Origin of the sequence: Photobacterium ganghwense, from assembly GCF_003025595.1 — a bacterium.
GTDB classification, from domain to species: domain Bacteria; phylum Pseudomonadota; class Gammaproteobacteria; order Enterobacterales; family Vibrionaceae; genus Photobacterium; species Photobacterium ganghwense.
Genome location: NZ_PYMI01000003.1, coordinates 418382 through 436244, shown reverse-complemented (window position 1 = coordinate 436244; position 17863 = coordinate 418382). Strand labels below are relative to the sequence as shown.

The 17863-nt window shown below is 51.9% G+C and carries 10 protein-coding genes; 1 reads left to right on the top strand and 9 read right to left on the bottom strand.

The features are described from left to right. Positions 1–115 precede the first annotated feature (115 nt). The 3 genes from treC to treR form a co-directional block, all read right to left on the bottom strand. Positions 116–1792 (bottom strand): alpha,alpha-phosphotrehalase, encoded by a 1677-nt coding sequence (gene treC / locus C9I92_RS12425; RefSeq protein WP_047883427.1) that lies wholly within the window; start codon positions 1790–1792, stop codon positions 116–118. Positions 1793–1862: 70 nt separating this feature from the next. Next, on the bottom strand, positions 1863–3308 hold the full coding sequence (gene treB, locus C9I92_RS12420) for a PTS trehalose transporter subunit IIBC (protein ID WP_047883426.1): 1446 nt from the start codon (positions 3306–3308) through the stop codon (positions 1863–1865). Between the two features lie 231 nt (positions 3309–3539). Further along, complete coding sequence (gene treR, locus C9I92_RS12415) at positions 3540–4484, bottom strand: trehalose operon repressor TreR (protein WP_047883425.1); 945 nt, start codon at positions 4482–4484, stop codon at positions 3540–3542. 366 nt (positions 4485–4850) lie between these two features. On the opposite strand from treR, the gene C9I92_RS12410 reads away from it, so the two are divergent. After that, entirely contained in the window at positions 4851–6017 is a 1167-nt protein-coding gene (locus C9I92_RS12410) for a Card1-like endonuclease domain-containing protein (protein WP_047883424.1), read from the top strand. A 182-nt stretch (positions 6018–6199) separates the two neighbouring features. On the opposite strand, the gene ygjK is transcribed toward C9I92_RS12410, so the two are convergent. From ygjK to C9I92_RS12380, 6 genes are all read right to left on the bottom strand, one after another. Next, positions 6200–8773 (bottom strand): alpha-glucosidase, encoded by a 2574-nt coding sequence (gene ygjK, locus C9I92_RS12405; RefSeq protein WP_047883423.1) that lies wholly within the window; start codon positions 8771–8773, stop codon positions 6200–6202. Between the two features lie 787 nt (positions 8774–9560). Next, complete coding sequence (udp, locus tag C9I92_RS12400) at positions 9561–10328, bottom strand: uridine phosphorylase (RefSeq protein WP_047883422.1); 768 nt, start codon at positions 10326–10328, stop codon at positions 9561–9563. Between the two features lie 490 nt (positions 10329–10818). After that, complete coding sequence (locus C9I92_RS12395; RefSeq protein WP_053061699.1) at positions 10819–12768, bottom strand: HAMP domain-containing methyl-accepting chemotaxis protein; 1950 nt, start codon at positions 12766–12768, stop codon at positions 10819–10821. Between the two features lie 454 nt (positions 12769–13222). Beyond that, positions 13223–15661 (bottom strand): zinc/cadmium/mercury/lead-transporting ATPase, encoded by a 2439-nt coding sequence (locus tag C9I92_RS12390; protein ID WP_047883421.1) that lies wholly within the window; start codon positions 15659–15661, stop codon positions 13223–13225. A gap of 125 nt (positions 15662–15786) precedes the next feature. Next, positions 15787–16260: a response regulator gene (locus C9I92_RS12385; protein WP_047883420.1), complete on the bottom strand. Its 474-nt coding sequence runs from the start codon at positions 16258–16260 to the stop codon at positions 15787–15789. Between the two features lie 14 nt (positions 16261–16274). Then, positions 16275–17690 carry an SLC13 family permease gene (locus C9I92_RS12380; protein ID WP_047883419.1) on the bottom strand — a complete coding sequence of 472 codons (1416 nt, stop codon included), beginning with the start codon at positions 17688–17690 and terminating at the stop codon, positions 16275–16277. Positions 17691–17863: the final 173 nt, after the last annotated feature.

Genomic DNA, 17863 nt, shown 5'->3' with positions numbered 1-17863 from the left:
CGATTGTGAGCAAGATGCCCGGGGTGAGCTGAGCGCCCACATCACTGACATTAAACACAAAAAGAGCGCCAAACGGCGCTCTTTTTCATGGTGATAATCAGTACTACCCAAACCATCATTTCGCGATAAGAATAATCCGGGTTTCATAAGGCTGCATGGTAAAGCACGATGTCATCGGTTGCACCATTACCGCAGGATAGTTCGACAACAGGCACTGCCCATTTGATACAGCCAGGGCTTCTGGTAACTGACACTCCGCCGACTCGCCATAGTAATTATTGATACACAACAAAATCTGACTGTCTGACTCACGCTTGTAGCAGAACAATTTCTCATGCTGCGGCATCAGGTCGGTATAATCGCCGGTGGTGATCACGTCCACCTCTTTACGCAGCCTGATCAGCTGGCGATAAAAATGGAACACGGAGTCTTCATCTGCCACCGCTGCTTCTGCGTTGATTTCACGGTAATTACCCGCCACTTCCAGCCATGGCTCAGCCTGAGAAAAACCCGCGTAGGCCGAGTCGTTCCACTGCATTGGCGTTCGGGAGTTATCACGGGATTTCTGCGCCAGAATGGCCAGCATCTCCGCATCGCTCATCCCCTGCTGTTTCACCATAATGTCGTACATATTGGTACTTTCCACATCGCGGTACTGGGTAATGCTGGTGTAACCCGGATTGGTCATACCGATTTCTTCACCCTGATAGACATACGGCGTACCCTGCATCATGTGCACGGATGCACCCAGCATTTTCGCGGATTCAACCCGGTAGCGGGTGTCATTCCCCAGACGGCTGACCACCCGAGGCTGGTCATGGTTACACCAGAACAGTGCTCCCCAGCCCTTGCCGTTCAGTCCGGTCTGCCAGTGATTAAAAATCTGTTTAAGCTGGATGAAATCAAATGGCGCTTTGGTCCACTTATCGCCGTTCGGATAATCCACTTTCAGGTGGTGGAAATTGAACACCATCGACAACTCTTTACCATCCAGTGACGAGTACTGCTGGCAATGTGCAAGGGTCGTCGACGACATCTCACCCACTGTCACCGAGCCGTATTGCCGGAAAACGGCTTCACTGATTTCCTGCAGATACTCATGAACCCGCGGGCCGTCAGTGTAAAAACGTCGGCCATCGCCGCATTCATCATTCGGGAAATCCTGCTGTTTCGAAATCAGGTTGATTACATCCAGCCGGAAACCATCGACCCCTTTTTCCGCCCAGAAGCTGATCACTTGCTTCACTTCTTCCCGTACCTGCGGATTTTCCCAGTTCAGATCCGCTTGCTCTGTAGCGAACAAGTGCAAATAGTACTGACCGGTTGCCTCATCGAGTGCCCACGCGCTGCCGCCGAATTTCGACTGCCAGTTATTCGGGACGTCGCCTTCTACCGGGTCTTTCCAGATATAGTAATCGCGATAAGGACTCTGCTTATCCCCCAACGCCGACTGAAACCAGGCATGTTCAGTAGAAGTATGGTTGACCACAATATCCATGATAATCCGGATACCCTTTTCATGCGCCTGCGCCAGCAGGGCATCGAAATCCGCCATGGTGCCGAATTCCGGATTGATCGCGTAGTAATCCGAGATGTCATAGCCGTTATCCACCATCGGCGAGCGATAAACCGGCGTCAGCCAGATAGCATCCACCCCCAGCGTTTTCAGATAATCCAGCTTAGAGATAATGCCCTGAATATCCCCCGTGCCTTTGCTGCCACTATCGCAGAAACTTTTCGGATAAATCTGATAAACCGTTGCAGTCCGCCACCATTCATTTTGCGCTTTCATCATAAACCTGCACACTCAAACTACAGAAAAGGTAGCTGGCCACCGCCAGCTACAAAATTAACAGACCAAATCAGGCTGCCGCTTCAGCACTGGCTTCTTCGTCATTGCCCAGTTCACCTTTCGCTTCTGCGCGCTTATACATGAACAGGGTCAGCATCATTGGCACCACAATCGCTACCGCCATCGCCAGCAGGTACACCAGCCAGTATTGCGGCTGAATCGACAGAATCCCCGGCAGGCCGCCCACACCAATGCCATTCGCCATGACTCCGGCACTGCCGCAGATCGCCGCCGCCAAACCAGAGCCAATCATGGCGCTCAGCATCGGGAATTTGTATTTCAGGTTAATCCCGTACATTGCCGGCTCGGTGACCCCAAGGTAGGCCGAGATAGCTGCCGGCACCGAGATTTCACGTTCATTGTGTTTCTTGCTGATGAGGATAATGCCCACCACCGCCGAAGCCTGGGCAATGTTCGACAAGGCAATCAGCGGCCAGATAGGTGTGCCGCCCATCGACTGCATCAATTGCAGATCAACGGCATTGGTGGTGTGGTGGATACCGGTAATCACCAGAGGGGCATAGAGGAAACCAAAAATCATGGCGCCCAGAATCGCAAAGTCACCAGTCATCGCCGCACGTGCAGCCGCACCGACAGCATCACCCAGCATGCGACCAAACGGGCCGATCAATGCGTGTGCCAGCACCACGGACACCACGATAGAGATGAACGGCACGATCACCAGATACAGGTACGCTGGAATAATCTTCTTCAGGTTGGTTTCAATCAGCGCCAGAGCAATACCTGCCAGCATGGCTGGGATCACCTGTGCCTGATACCCGACTTTTTCAATCACAAACCAGCCAAAGTCCCACACTTCCGGTGCCTGCTGGCCAATCAGGTAAGCATTCATCAGTTGCGGTGACACCAGCGTGATCCCCAGTACAATCCCGAGGATAGGTGTTCCGCCCATCTTCCGGACGGTTGACCAGCACACCCCGACAGGCAGGAAGAAGAAAATAGCCTCGCCGATCAGCCACAAGAAAGAATGCACCGTCGCCCAGAACTGACTGATTTCCGTCAGCGTTTGGCCATCGAACATTTTGATGTCGCCAATCACGTTCCGGAACCCCAGAATCAGGCCCCCGGTAATGATAGCTGGCAGCAACGGGACAAAAATTTCGGCCAGATGGGAGATCCCGCGCTCCAGAATGTTCATGTTCTGACGGGCCGCGACTTTCGCTTCTTCTTTGCTGGCCCCACCCTTGCCCGTCAATTCGGTCAACATCTTATAGACCTGATCCACCTCAGTGCCGATTACCACCTGAAACTGGCCGGCATTGGTGAAACAACCTTTGACCATCGGGATCTGTTCAATGGCTTTAATATCCGCTTTATCTGTATCGGCCAGTACAAAGCGGAGGCGGGTCAGGCAGTGACTGACACTGGCGATGTTCTCGCTTCCTCCGACTTGTTCGAGCAGGCGCTCCACCTGTTGTTGGGTAATCTTACTCATGCCGTTGTCCATCGTTATTGAAATAGGAATGTTGTATTTTTCGTCGCACATTTTTGCCTGTATAGGCAGGCTTTTGCCATGTATGGGAATGTTCCCATTGGGCAACAACAATCATTCCAAAAACTTCTCACATTGAAAATGGGAACATTCCCATTGCGTGAATCAGTTCACACCTTGCTGTTAAGAAAGTCTAGCTGGATCTGCCAGCAACGATGGACAATGACGAAGTGATCAGACGGATGCCTGCTGCACCAGATGAGTTATGCCTGCCGGTTCTGAAAGCTGCCGGATTAACAAGCGGGCGGATTCTGCCCCGGCCTGGTAGTAGCCGGGATCAATACTGAAGGTATTGGGAAATAAGAAAGAAAGCAGTGATGTCGCGCCAACACCGGATACCTGAACGTCAGTGCGCCCCAGTTCCTGCAGGCGTTTGGCTACGCCCATGGCAAGGGTGTCACTGGCGCAGACGATGGCTTGAGTTTCAGCGAGCAGCACCTTGTCAGTCAGGTGGTAAGCGCTTTCATAACTGAGCTGACCGGTTTGAAAACAAGGCGAAATGCCCAGCCGCTCGCAGCATTCTTTGTACGCATTCAAACGCATCAGACCCGTTGTTCGGTCACTCTCATCCACCCCGATATAACTAATGGCTTCAAGGCCCTGCTCCACCAGCTTATTCACCGCCAGTTCAATCAGCCCCTTGTGATCATAATCGACCGAAGATACCTGATCGGTATCCACCGCAATGACGACGGCACGGTGACCAAAGGTTTCAATGGCCGACATATCGCACCCGGAAAAACCGAACACAATCACCCCATCGACATTGCGCCTGGTCAGCACCTCGAGGTGCTCATTGGTTTTTTCTGCGCTGAACTGGCTTTCCATGATGACGGCATCGTAACCCGCCTGGTAGATCACATCGAGGATACCGCTGACGGCTTTATTTTCTGACGGGGAGTCAAGACGCGACAGAATCACCCCTACCACTTTGGCGCTGCCGCCGCGCATCGCCTGCGCTGACTTTGAGGGCACATAACCGGATTCGCGAATCACCTGTTCCACTTTTTCCCGGGTCGCAGGCTTCACTTTAGGATCGTTAGTTAATACGCGCGAAACCGTGGATTTTCCGACACCGGCAAGCTTGGCAATATCTAGGATGGTCAGTTTCTGGGTCATGACTCGTACAGGTTGATGATTTCCCGTTTATTGTCACTGCCAGCACAATAATTTCAATCTTTTTCCCGAAATTTACGGCAGGTTTCCTGGCTTACATAACAAAGTGCGGGCGGAAATTACGTCCTGAAATCTGGATTTACGAATTTTTATTTATGCTGACAAAGACTTACATTACTCAGACATTTCTTTGATTTGCTTGGCTTAGAGTAAAGCTTCCCGGGTATGACTTGAAATTCTGACACTCGGGCCACATATATTAAGAAAGACAATGAAAAGCGTTATTTTAATGACCTTACTATCCGGAGCTGACTTTTATGTACCCTGTTGATTGCCGGAGTAAGTCACTGAAAGCGCCTAAGGATAATTATGATTACTCACGTTGGCATTATTGATCAAGATCCTGTCAGACTGATCACCCCGCTTCTCGATCACGGCATTCCTTCTGACAAGATGATTTTTCTCGGTACGGCTTCTCAACAGGATCAATATGAACGCCTTGCCTCTATTCTGACTCCCCGTCACATCGACACCGAATTCTGGGTTATCCCCGACTCTATCAACGTTACCAAAATCCGCGCCACCGTGATTGAGCTGGCGGAACGCCTCAAGAAAGAAAACACCGATGTCTGGTTCAATGCCAGCTGTGGTCTGCGTCACCGCCTGCTCTCTGCTTACGAAGTGTTTCGTACCTACCACTGGCCGATTTATGTCATCGAACCATTCAGCGATGAGATGTGCTGGCTTTATCCGGCCGACCGCGAACAACAGCAGGTTGAAGACCGCATTCAGCTGACCGATTACCTGACCATTTTTGGTGCCCGTTGCGAACTGCCGGAATCTCAGGTACCAGAAGCCCTGAACGAGCAACTGTGGGAACTGGGCCAACGCTGGGCTAGTGCGGCACTGGAACTGGGGCCGGGTCTGGCGACACTAAACTACCTGGCGACCACCTGCCGTAAAGAACAAAAACTGGACGTTGAACTGAGTGACAAGCAGCAAGGCTATAAAGAGCTGGGCATGCTGATTAATGATTTAGAGGAAACCGGACTGGCCAATTACCAAGACGGTGTACTGACCTTTAAGCATGAAGAGGCCCGTCGCTTTGCCAACGGTGAGTGGCTGGAGAACCTGGTGCACAGCACAGTGCGTGCGATTCAGAACGATCTGCCGACCATTCAGGATCACTCCCTTGGGGTGCAGGTTTACCGCCAAATCGGCGACCGTGAAGTACGTAACGAGCTGGATGTGGCAACCGTGGTGAACAACAAACTCCACATCATTGAATGTAAAACTAAAGGCATGCGTGATGACGGCGACGACACCTTGTATAAGCTGGAATCGCTGCGAGATCTGCTGGGTGGCCTGCAGGCGCGCGCAATGCTAGTCAGCTTCCGTCCGCTGCGTCACCACGATCTGGTCCGCGCTCAGGATCTGGGTCTGGCGATTATCGGGCCGGAGCAGTTAGGTGATTTGCAGACACATCTGCATCAGTGGTTCAAAGCGGCAGGTGGCCAGAGCCAGGATTTGGCCTAAGTCTCTGCAATGCTGCTGACAGCTGCCCACAAAAGGCAAACAAAAACCGCCACGACTGTGGCGGTTTTGTTTTTATGACAGTTCTTTTTCTGAAGGGGTCTTTTTGCGGTTCTGTGCTTCTATCCTTCGACTTCTACCCCCTTGCCCTTCTATCTCAAGCCTGAGGATAATACCTTCTCACGCTATTTGGTTTCTTTGAAGAAGTCCCGATACAGCATGTAAAGATGCGCCGCACTCCATGAGAAGTTGCTCGCGCCCTGCACGGCACCGGTTTCCGGGTTATAGTTCTCTCGAATCGCGCCGTCACCCACCATGCCTTCGGCATTGCTGAACAAGGCGTTGGCCAGTTGCACCGCTTCTTCACCGTAGCCGTATTGCTTCATGCCCTGCACCCCAAAATAGAACTGATCCAGCCAGACGCGACCACGCCAGTAAATATCGGCATGATACGCCGGGTTGCTCTGCGACGCAGTTGGCAGCGAAATACCGGCCCCTTCATACTTCAATGCGGTGTTAAACTCTTCTGCATTGAGCATTGTGTTCACAACTTTATCCGCCGTTGCCTGCGTCGCTGCGCCATTAAACAGCGGTCCCCAGCCTTCAGGGCCGCGGCCACGGGCTACGATTGGCTCACCCGCACAGGCCACGCCATTTTTCATCACTGGAGCAAGCTTGCCGTTCGGGTCGACGTTCATCTGAATGTCGTAAAAAAACTGGCTTTCTGCATCGAACATACAGGTGTTGATATAGGTATGCAGCGCTTCAGCGCCATCAAGAAACTCCTGTGCTCGCTGTTTGCCCGGTACCGACTTGGACACAAGCGCCGCCATTTCGGCCAGATATTTGTTGTCTGAGTACATGTATGAAGCCTGATCAACCGACTCCTGCAACATGGAGAATCCCAGTAGTTCACCGTTATCATCCCGGTTTTCCGCAAAACGTACTTCCCAGTCTTTTCTTGCTGCCGACAGATTACCGCCATAGTGGCTGTCGGCATAAGCTTGCAACTGTTCGTCCGAAATAAAGCCAAACCGGGCAGCATTGTCCATTCCGGATTCCCAGCCTGCCGCTTCCTGTGCGCCCACATGCAGCGCGGTGTAATTCACCTCATCCAGGATGGTGTTGTAGTTATCCATTCCCCGCACTTTATAATCGTTGCCTTTGTGCTCCAGCACATCCGCCCCAAACCGTGCATTCAAGTCTTCCGTGGTGGTTACCCACACATACATGTGGCCATCTTCGGTATTGTGAGCCGGATCCACCGCGGCACCGTATTCCGGCACACCGTTGTTATTGTGATCCCGATTTGTCAGCCACCAATCATGATACGCCACCAGTTTAGGATACATTTCATCAATCCAGGCCTGTGCATCTGCCGGACGGTTAAATTCATCTTTCAACGCATGGTAGACTTCCATCACAGCCCAGGCAGCCAGTGACGGCTTGGTGTTTCTCTCATTCCAGTTTTCTGACCCGGCACCGCCCCGGCTCTGCGGCAAGGAATAGCTGACCACATCCAGCAAGTATCCCTGGTCCTGCGGACGGATAGGGTCATTGCCTTTGACCTGATACTCAAACACCGTACGGATATTATCCATCGCCACATCCGGGTTGAAATGCGCCATGGCGTAAGCCTGTTTCCAGGTATCCCACGGCCAAGTCAGATTACCAGAGAACCAGCGAGCCGTGACGGAAGGCGTTACGGTTGACTGGTGAATATCCCCGGCTGCCGAACGCCAGTTGCCGTTCAGGGTCATCATCGCTTTAACCCCCACACGAGCCTGAGCTTCCGTTGCCTGCTGATTCACCATGCCCGATGCAATATACGAGTTCCAACGCTCATCCGTAGCCAGCATATAAGGCTGCGGATTAGCAAGAATGTCGTTGATTTTGCGCGCTTCTTTCTCCACTTCTTCGGCATTATGGAGATGTGAGTACGTGGTGTAGATCTTCACCATGCCATCGGCAGGAACGAGCTGGTCAGCCGTCGATGAGAACGCAATATTATTGCTCTCAACATGGGTCTGGTTAGCCACAGAGCGCACAATCCGGAATTCCGCATCCCCATCATTGCGGATGGCCCAGTTGTCTTTCATCTCGCCGAAACGAATTTTCAGACCGTTTTCAATTGGTTCGATACGGCGCTGGTAATCCGGATACATGTCATCCACTGACATGGTTTCATAACCCGGTGTCGAACGGGCTTTTTCCAACAGCTCACCGTCCCAGGTCAGCGCCAGTTCCATCGCTTTACCGCTGTGGTTGGTAATCTGAGTCTCGACCAGTGAGGTCCGATCCGTCACAAACCGCAGCACCATTTGTACGGTCAGCACGTCTGTTTTGAGAATTTGCACTAATGCGCCCGGCGTGCTGTACACCGTTGCTTCAGCACCTGCGAGATCAATCACTTCCCCGCTCAGGCGATCGGCAATGTGGAGCTTGTCAAATGCCTGTCCTGACATGTAATGCGCATATTCCTGGGTAATCTGCATGATCCCGCCAAATGCACCATAGCCTTGCTCATCGGCTGGCAACAAATGCCCATGCCACGCCCCTAAATCAACAAATGCGTTGTATTTCAGGTTGCTGTACTCGTCATAGTCACGAAGAAACGCCGGTGATCCGGTGCGGTCGATAACGTTTTTGTATGGGCCGGATGGTACAGCGGCGGTTTTCTCATCCTGGGAGCTGCTATTACAGCCCGCCAGCGCAATGACTGAACCTATCAGAGCGGCTAACACTGTGTGTCGAAACATATTGATTCCCTCTCTTGCTCCCAGTGCCAGCGTCGCCCGGACACAGGGAAAAATGGTGCTGAAAAGAAATTGCCTTGCTCAAAGAAAACAATCGCAATGTCATAAAATACGAAAATTCGGAGGGATAATAATTTGGTAAAACTTTAAGTAAAAGATACCGAAATCACACTTTATTTTTTTAGTGAATCAATTATCAATAGTAAGAATGGAAAACGAAGGGGATAACAATGAATAACTATTTAAAGCGACGGAGAGAGTCTGGACAAAGGATCACACTGTATTGGAATTGAACAGTTAAGCATTTGTTATTACTGATAACTATGGGGATTTTAACGCGTAACTTAATTCGTTACATACAGAAAGAAAGCAGGCAGAACTCTCAGAAAGGTTTCTGGAACAAGGTCACGTATTCCTTGTAAGGCAATGACGGATGGACACAGTGTCGTGCGAAACACTGGTTAAATCATGACATTTTTCAGTTAACACATGCCATTCTTAGCCATAGATTGTTTCGTTAATCTCTCATTTGTAACTCAACGTATCAGCCGTTTTTTATAGCGCCGGACAAGCCCGCTTCTTCGTTTATGCACTCTGTATTCAGTTACAAAAAACGAGTTTCGTCATGGGGGCAATGCGATGAATTTGGCTACCACCGTGCCTGAAAAGAAAAAAACCAGTGCTTTCGCACTGGTTTTTTCATAATTTTTTACCTGATACGAGACTGACGAACAGACAGAGCGTTTTACACCAAATGAATAGCCGCTCCTGCCGGTCTCAAACTCAGTATTTACTGGGCCAGCATACGGCGTGCAGCTTCAACCACGACTTTGATTGAGCGAGCTTCTGTTTCTTTCAGCGTGGCGTGGTCAGGAATTTCTTTCTGTGTACGGTTGATGATAACACCCGCCACACAACCAGCACGCAGGCCAGAACTTGCACACATGGTCAGCAGCGTGGCTGATTCCATCTCAAAGTTCAGCACACCCATTTCCTGCCACTCTTTCATTGAGCCCTGGAAACGACGTACCACACGGCCGGAGAATGTGTCGTAACGTTCCTGACCTGGGTAGAAAGTATCACTGGAAGCCGTTACGCCAGTGTGAACGGTTGCACCATCAGCATCACAAGCCGCTTTCATGGCTGTTGCCACATCAAAGTCAGCCACGGCAGGAAATTCCATCGGCGCAAAGTGCAGGCTGGCACCGTCCAGACGCACAGAGCCGGTAGTCACAATCATGTCACCCACATTAATATGCGGCTGGATTGCACCTGTGGTACCGACACGCAGGAAAGTACGAACGCCCAGCTGAGCCAGCTCTTCCACCGCGATAGAAGTTGATGGGCCACCGATACCTGTAGAACACACTACTACTGGCTTGCCGTCCAGCTTGGCACGGTAAACTGTGTACTCACGCGCACTAGCCAGAAATTCAGGATTTTCCATCAGGTTCGCGATTTTCTCTACGCGAGCAGGGTCGCCAGGAATAATCGCCAGTTCAGCACCGTTAAGATCGGCTTTGGTCACACCCAGATGAAATACTGCGTTGTCAGACATAGTCATATCCTTTTTTGTTATTGCCGCCAGATAGGGATAAGAGGCTAGCGGCTCTACGTGAGTTGTTTCACAAGCACTCGATAATCTGTTACTCAAAAGGCTTCGCGTCAGAAGCACTTGTGAAACACAGAATAACGATAGCTCATAGCAACCAATAGTTAAGTGATGATTGTCACATTAAGAGAAAGGTATGACTTTTAACATTTCAGTTAATAGTGACTATAGTCACATAAAAACGTTTACCTTTGCGATATATCACACTATTTGTTTTGAATATCACCAGTAAAAAAGCCGGCTGCATCTTGCACCCGGCTCTTTACTTGATGGAATTTACAACGATTTTTTGTCCGAGATCAAAACGTTCGACTCTTTTTTCTGACTATTTTCTTCTTACTGAAGACCTTAAACCTGTCTCTTTTACCTTTGCCTCTTTTACCTTTGCCTCTTTTACCTTTGCCTCTTTTACCTCTGTCTTTTATACCTTTGTCCCTTAAACCTTGAACTGGGTCACCATCCCTTTCAATTGCTCTGCCAGCTGCGCAATCTCACTGGTCGCATTCTGACTCTGAGTGGCAGCAACGGCATTCTCCTCTGCAATCCGTCGTACCGACACCACATTTTGGTTGATACTTTCAGCCACCGAACTTTGCTCTTCTGCTGCACTGGCAATTTGCATGTTCATATCATTAATCACACTCACCGCATGAGTAATGGCTTTCAGCGCAGCTCCGGTATCGGCGGCCTGTCCCACGCTGGCAACGGCTTGATCCTTGCCGTGGTTCATCACGGTTACCGCACTTTTCACACCAGACTGAAGCTGTTCAATCAGCGTCTGAATCTCCTCGGTAGATGACTGGGTACGCTGTGCCAGCGAGCGGACTTCATCAGCCACAACAGCGAAACCACGTCCCTGCTCACCGGCTCGTGCGGCTTCAATGGCAGCATTCAGAGCCAGCAGGTTGGTCTGTTCGGCGATTTCCCGAATCACGTTGAGGATCCGGCCAATATTCATGGTCTCTTTCTCGACCTCATGAAGCTTCGCTGAGCAATCCATCACCTGATCAGAGAGCTGATTAATCGACTGAATCGTCTCTTCGACCACCTTCCCACCGACAGTGGCTTCGCGGTCTGCCTGATCAGCCGCTTCCGCCGCCCGTGCCGCATTATCGGCAACGTCATGGACAGTCACGGTCATTTCGTTCATCGCCGTCGCAACCAGTTCCGTCTCTTTTTCCTGCTCTTCAATGCCGTGATTAGACTGCGCTGCAGTCACGGCCAGCTCTTCGGCCGCAGACGCCAGCTCAATACTGGCTGCAGAGATTGTGGTGATCATATTGCGCAGGTTCGTGGCGGTATGTTGCACCGCGTCCAGCAACTGGCCGGTTTCATCCTTGCTGTGGTTGTCAATCACCAGCGTCAGATCCCCTTCCGACAGCTGGTTCGCCGCCTGCACCGCGCGCCGGATAGGCCCGGTAATCGCCTTGGTGAGGATATATGCAGCCACCGCCCCCGCAATCACCGCCGCCACAGAGAGAATCACGTTCATGGTAATTCGACGGCTGGTCACGGCCACCAACTGTGGCCCGAGCTGATCCTGATCATTTATCACCGACATTTTCACGGCATCCAGATCGGAAGCAATCGCTGGCCCGATTTTATTCAGACTTTCGTAGATCAGGGTATTGCGCGCGTTGATATCGCTATAAATGGTACTCAGGCTGTCCAGATAATCGCGATGGGCGGTGTGAAACTGGCCCAGCAACCCTTTGCGCACCGGATTCGCCACCAGCTGATTAAGACGATTCAAAGGTTCGCTGATCGAAGTGTCCAGCGTTGAACGCGCCATATTAAAATCGGTCTGAAGTCCGGTGTGCAGAAAATCAGTGATATAAAGCCGCCCGGTTTGCAGTACTTCCTGCACTTTAGTGGCAAAGAAAAAGGTCTGGTAATCATTGTCCTGATACGCTGAGTGGGCAATTGATGCCATCGTGCTGAACAGAGTGTCGTAGAGTGGCTCCAGCTTATCTTTACGGACCTGATTGCTCCGTTGGGTCAGCGCTGCCATTTCCTCAAACGACTGATTGTATTCCTTCAAACTATCATCAATTTGAGTGAGCAACGCTGAACGTTCCGGATCATGAACCGACTGACGGGTTTCAGCCATTAAGGTATTCACTTTATCCAGATAACGGGTGAATTGCCGCAGATCTTCATCACGCTGGCTCAACAGGTAGTCTTTGACGTTCATCCTTACCATCAGCATGTTGGCTTCCAGACGTCCGGTCAGATTACTGTCGCGTGCCAGCTCCCGGTAAGAACCAATCCCCTGCTCGGTATCACGCAGCGCCATGATACTGATGGTCAGGATCACAGACAGCAGACCCAATACAACGGCAAAGCCAATTCCGATTTTCCATCCCAGTTTTAAGTCTCTGACCATAGTGTCCCCCCAACTCCCTCTGTTTTGGAGTGCTCAATTTGTCCCGATCTGTATTAGATATCCTGTATTGAATACAGTGGCGGCAGCGATGTACTCATTTCGCCCCTTCGACATCAATGCCCGACTAAATATATGTTGATGTCAGCTCTTATTGGCAATCACTATGATCAGTTATAGCAAGAAACAGTATGCATATTATTTTTTGTTTCGGATGATTGATGGCGGTCATTATTTAACCATTACTTTTTCAACCAACCGTAAACAGCGTCTTCTCCGCCAACCTCTGGCATGCCAATGCCGAGCCCGCATCATGGGTATTCCCCCACGCCATACAGAAAATCAGTCAGATAAAAAAGGACACTGTTCGAATAACAGTGTCCTTTGATGATGTAAGAGAGAGGGTCAATTTGCGGGTTGAATACTGTCTGGGGACGGCACTCACCCCGGGGAACCCCTACGATTTAAACTTCAGTAACCGAAGCGCGTTAAGCGTCACCAGCGCGGTAGCGCCACTGTCCGCCAGCACAGCCAGCCATAAGCCGGTCATGCCCAGCAGGGTTGTCACCAGAAAGATCCCCTTAAGCCCAAGAGCTAACGTAATATTCTGGCGAATGTTCGCCAACGTAGCCTGCGACAGGGCAATCATAACCGGTAGTTCCGCCACTCGGTTATGGGTCAGCGCCGCATCAGCCGTTTCCAGTGCGACATCACTCCCGCTGCCCATGGCAATTCCGATTGATGCGGTTTTCATTGCCGGCGCGTCATTAATGCCATCACCAACCATTGCGATCCGGGTATGCTGACTGACCTGCTCGATTTCCTTCACTTTATCTTCCGGCAGCAATCCAGCCCGGTATTCAATGCCGATTTCACGGGCGATCGCAGCGGCAGCACGAGGGTTATCGCCGGTCAGCATCACCGTGCGGATCCCCATTCCATGCAGCGCTTCAATGGCTGCAGCACTGTCCTGCCGCAGTGTGTCGCGCCAGGCTATCAGCCCGACCGGCTGCTGATTACGGAGCACGACGACCAGCGTTTTCCCTTCGTCTTCGAGAGCGAAAATCTGATCAGCCTGCGGCTTGGTCAGACTGACTGTCTCTGGTAACCGATCGGCCGCAGACAACATCAGTAGTTCACCGTCAATCTCCCCCTGAATACCGCGACCCGGCAGGGCTTTTCGGTGTGCTGCTTCCTGAACCGTTAAGCCACGCGCTTCTGCGGCCGTGATAACCGCTTTGGCTAACGGGTGTGCCGAGCCGACTTCAATGGCCGCGGCCTGACGCAGTAGCCGATCTTCATCGCCGTCCCAACTAACAATATCGGTTACCGCAGGTTTCCCTTCGGTCAGAGTGCCGGTTTTATCAAAGGCCACGGTTTGAATCCGGCCTAACTGCTCAAGAGCCGCGCCACCTTTAATCAGGGCACCACGACGGGTGGCAGCAGCCAAACCAGACGTAACGGCCGCCGGAATAGAGATCACCAATGCGCAAGGACAGGCAATTAACAGCAATGTGAGCCCTTTATACAGCCAGGCTTCCCAGCTTTGCGCAAAAAACAGCGGCGGAATAACCACAACCAGTGTCGCCAACGCAATCATGGCCGGGGTATACCAGCGGCTGAAGCGATCAACAAAGCGTTCCAGCGGAGCTTTGCGAGATTCCGCCTCTTCAATCAGGTGCAAAATGCGGTCAATGGCATTTTCCCCTTTCCGCGAGACCACTTTCAGCCGTACTACACTGTCAGCTGCCAACGCCCCCGCCATCACGGTTTCTCCCGGGTTGCGTTCAACCGGCAACGATTCGCCGGTCAGAGCACTTTCGTCAAAACTGGCTGCATGTTCGAGCAGAACAACGTCGGCCGGTAATCGGCCACCCGGTGCGACTTCAATAATATCGCCGGGCTGCAGCGCGCTCGCGGCAACCTGTTCGCGTCGACCATCAGACAACAGCCGAGTTGCTTGTTCAGGTACTAAAGCCATCAGCGCTTTGACCCCGCTTCGCGCCTTCGCCGAAGCATAGCCTTCTAACTGCTCACCAATCATGAACAGCAGCAAGACCATGGCAGCTTCCGCTGTTTCCCCCAGATACAGGGCACCAACAGCCGCAACGCTCATCAGAGTCTCGATGGAAAACGGCGAGCCATTTTTGGCAGAGGAGACAGCCTTGCGCACAATCGGCACGAGCCCCAGCAATGTGGTCGCAGCGAACGCCACCGTACCAGTCATGTCATTGAACTGGCTGAGGATGACAGACAGCAACATCATGCCAGCCAGAGTCAGTACCGGCAGATTCGCTTTGAGCAAACTCTGGCTTTCTGATTCCGACGGGGCATTTTCAGCGTCCAGCAGACTGAAGCCGGTTTCTCGTGTTTTGGCGATAATGTCCTCGGAGAGGCTGGCCGCAACGCGTTCTGAAAGGCAGCTGACCACCAGTTTTTCTGTCGCAAACATCACTTTGGCCGACGTCACCCCTTCTAACGCGGAGATGGCCTTTTCAAGTTTGCTGGCACAGCTAGGGCAGTCCATGCCACCGACTTTCCAGCTTAACGTGGCGCGGTCGGGTGGCGGTTCTGCCGTTACTTGCTCTTCGTCAGCGACAGACTCAGCAGAACAGCAGCCACCCTGACTGCAACAGGAGGATTCGGTATCGGCGGGCGCCGACGTGATGCGATTGACAGCAAGGCCAGCGGGCGGTCTGGGCGCAGGCTCCTCATCGCCGGGGGAATCCCCTTCGTTGATCACCGGATCGGTACCGTTAACTGAGCTGCAACTCGACGAACCACAGCAGCTGCCGCCATCATGCTGGTTATTGGCAACCTGAACCGTTGCCGGGCTGTCCTGCCCTGGATGGGCAGCATGAACGTGCAATTTCTTGTTATTACATTGAGCACACATAAGGCCATTCTCCTTAGTTGATAATGGTTTTCATCTCCATATATCCAACTATAAACCTTAGAGCCAAGTCCAAGGTCAAGCGGAGAATGATTTTCTTTGGCACTTACTGCGATGGTCTGTTTCTGTCAGGTCAGCCGCCGGTAAATCACACTGTTGTCTAAGGCATCCAGCCAGGGCTCATAATCCAGCCCCTTATCGAACAGATACTCAGTTACCAGGCTGCGGGCGCGAGCCAACAATGCTTCTGCCTGCCAGGGTTTCTCAAAATAACTTTCGATACGCGCCTGATTAATAGCTGCGATCGTATCCTGATGCGTAGCCTGCCCAGTCAGTAATACCTTCTTGGTCTGGGCGAACCGGACATCCTGCGACACTTCGGTCAGCAGCTCAACGCCGGTTTTACCTGGCATCACATGGTCCGAAATCAACAGCGCGACGTACTCTCCGGCAGCATCCAGCTCATCTATCAGGGCCAGGGCTTCATCTGCTGATTCACACCCTTCAACCTGAAAGTACGCATCCAGCGGTGACAAATCCTTTAACACCGCGTTCAGCACTTCCCTTTCATCATCCACGCAGATGATATTCAGTTTATCCATAACTCCCCCTCGCATCAGATATGGTCAATCATATGCAACAGCCAAATCATCCCGAAACTCAGTATAACCCCGACAACCCCGATAATGACCCCGACTCGTGCCATCTGGTTACTTTCCACATGACCGGTCGCATGTGCCAGCGCATTGGGCGGCGTACTGATAGGCAGTGACATCCCGAGTGAAGCAGCAAACGTCACCACCAGAATCAGGGTGATTTCGCCTCCCAACGGGACGAGCGAGGTCATCGAGGTGCCCAGTGCTGCCATGATTGGCATCAGCAGGTTAGCCGTCGCGGTATGTGACATAAAGTTCGCCATCAGCAGGCACAGCACCGCTGAACCGACCAGCACTACATATGGCGAGAATTGATCAAACGGGATGCTGTGTACCATCAGTCTGGCAAGGCCGGTCTGATCCAGCGCCAGCCCTAATGCGATCCCCCCGGACACCAGCCACAGCACATCCCAGGAAATTTTCTTGAGATCCTCTTTGTTGATGATTCCGGTCAGGGAGAAAATCGCCACCGGGATCAGCGAGACTGTATACGAGTTCATGCCATGTGCCGTTCCCATCAGCCACAACACAATTGTCAGTCCGAAGGTCAGGTAAACCGTGATTGCCTTGGGGGTTTTCAGGAAAGTGCCTTTAATCGTAAGTTCAATTTTGTCCTGCTCGGCCGGGTACATGGCGTTAATCAGTCCCCAGGCGAACACCAGCAGGACGGCAACGAACGGCACCCCGAAGAACATCCATTCGCCGAACGTAATCATGTTCTCGCCGGTCAGGTACTTCAGGGCAATTGCATTAGGCGGTGTACCAATTGGCGTACCGATACCGCCGATATTGGCCGCCACCGGAATACACAGAGCAAAAGCAATTTTGCCCGGGTCCTTAGGGCCAAACAGGGCAATCACCGGCGCCAGAATCGACAGCATCATTGCCGTGGTCGCAGTATTGGACATGAACATCGAAAACACGGCGGTGATCATCATCAGGCCAAACATGACAAATTTGGGCTGAGTACCGAACGGCTTCAGCAGCACTCGGGCAAGGTTGACGTCAAGCCGGTATTTGGTGGCCGCCATGGCCAGAAAAAATCCGCCCAGAAACAGCATAATGATCGGGCTGGCGAACGTCGCCATAATGTCACTGTGGTTGAGCAAATCCCCAAACTGCGGGCTGCCCTCATCAAGGCGGAACAGATACAGTCCCTTGTCTGACAGCAGCAATAGTTCCAGCACAATAATCACCACGGAGGTGGCATAAATAGGAATAGGCTCCAGAACCCAGCACAGCGCCGCCAGCAGAAAGATCGCAATCACCCGCTGCTGAATCACCGTCAGCCCTTCAACCGGAAAAGCCGAAGCCGGCAGCAATAACACAATCAGGGGTATCAAAACAGGCAGCAGGTACTGCATAGAAAAACGCATAGTGGCAACAATCCCTTAAGACTCAATAACAAGTACCAACAAATCCAATCCGGTAAAGTAGTGTCGTAAGCAAACGTTACCGGTGCCAGGCTCTCAGACATTCATTCGACTGAGACGCGTCGACGGAGGCCATAAATCAACCGCACCTTGTCAGATGGAAGGGGTTTGTTCCC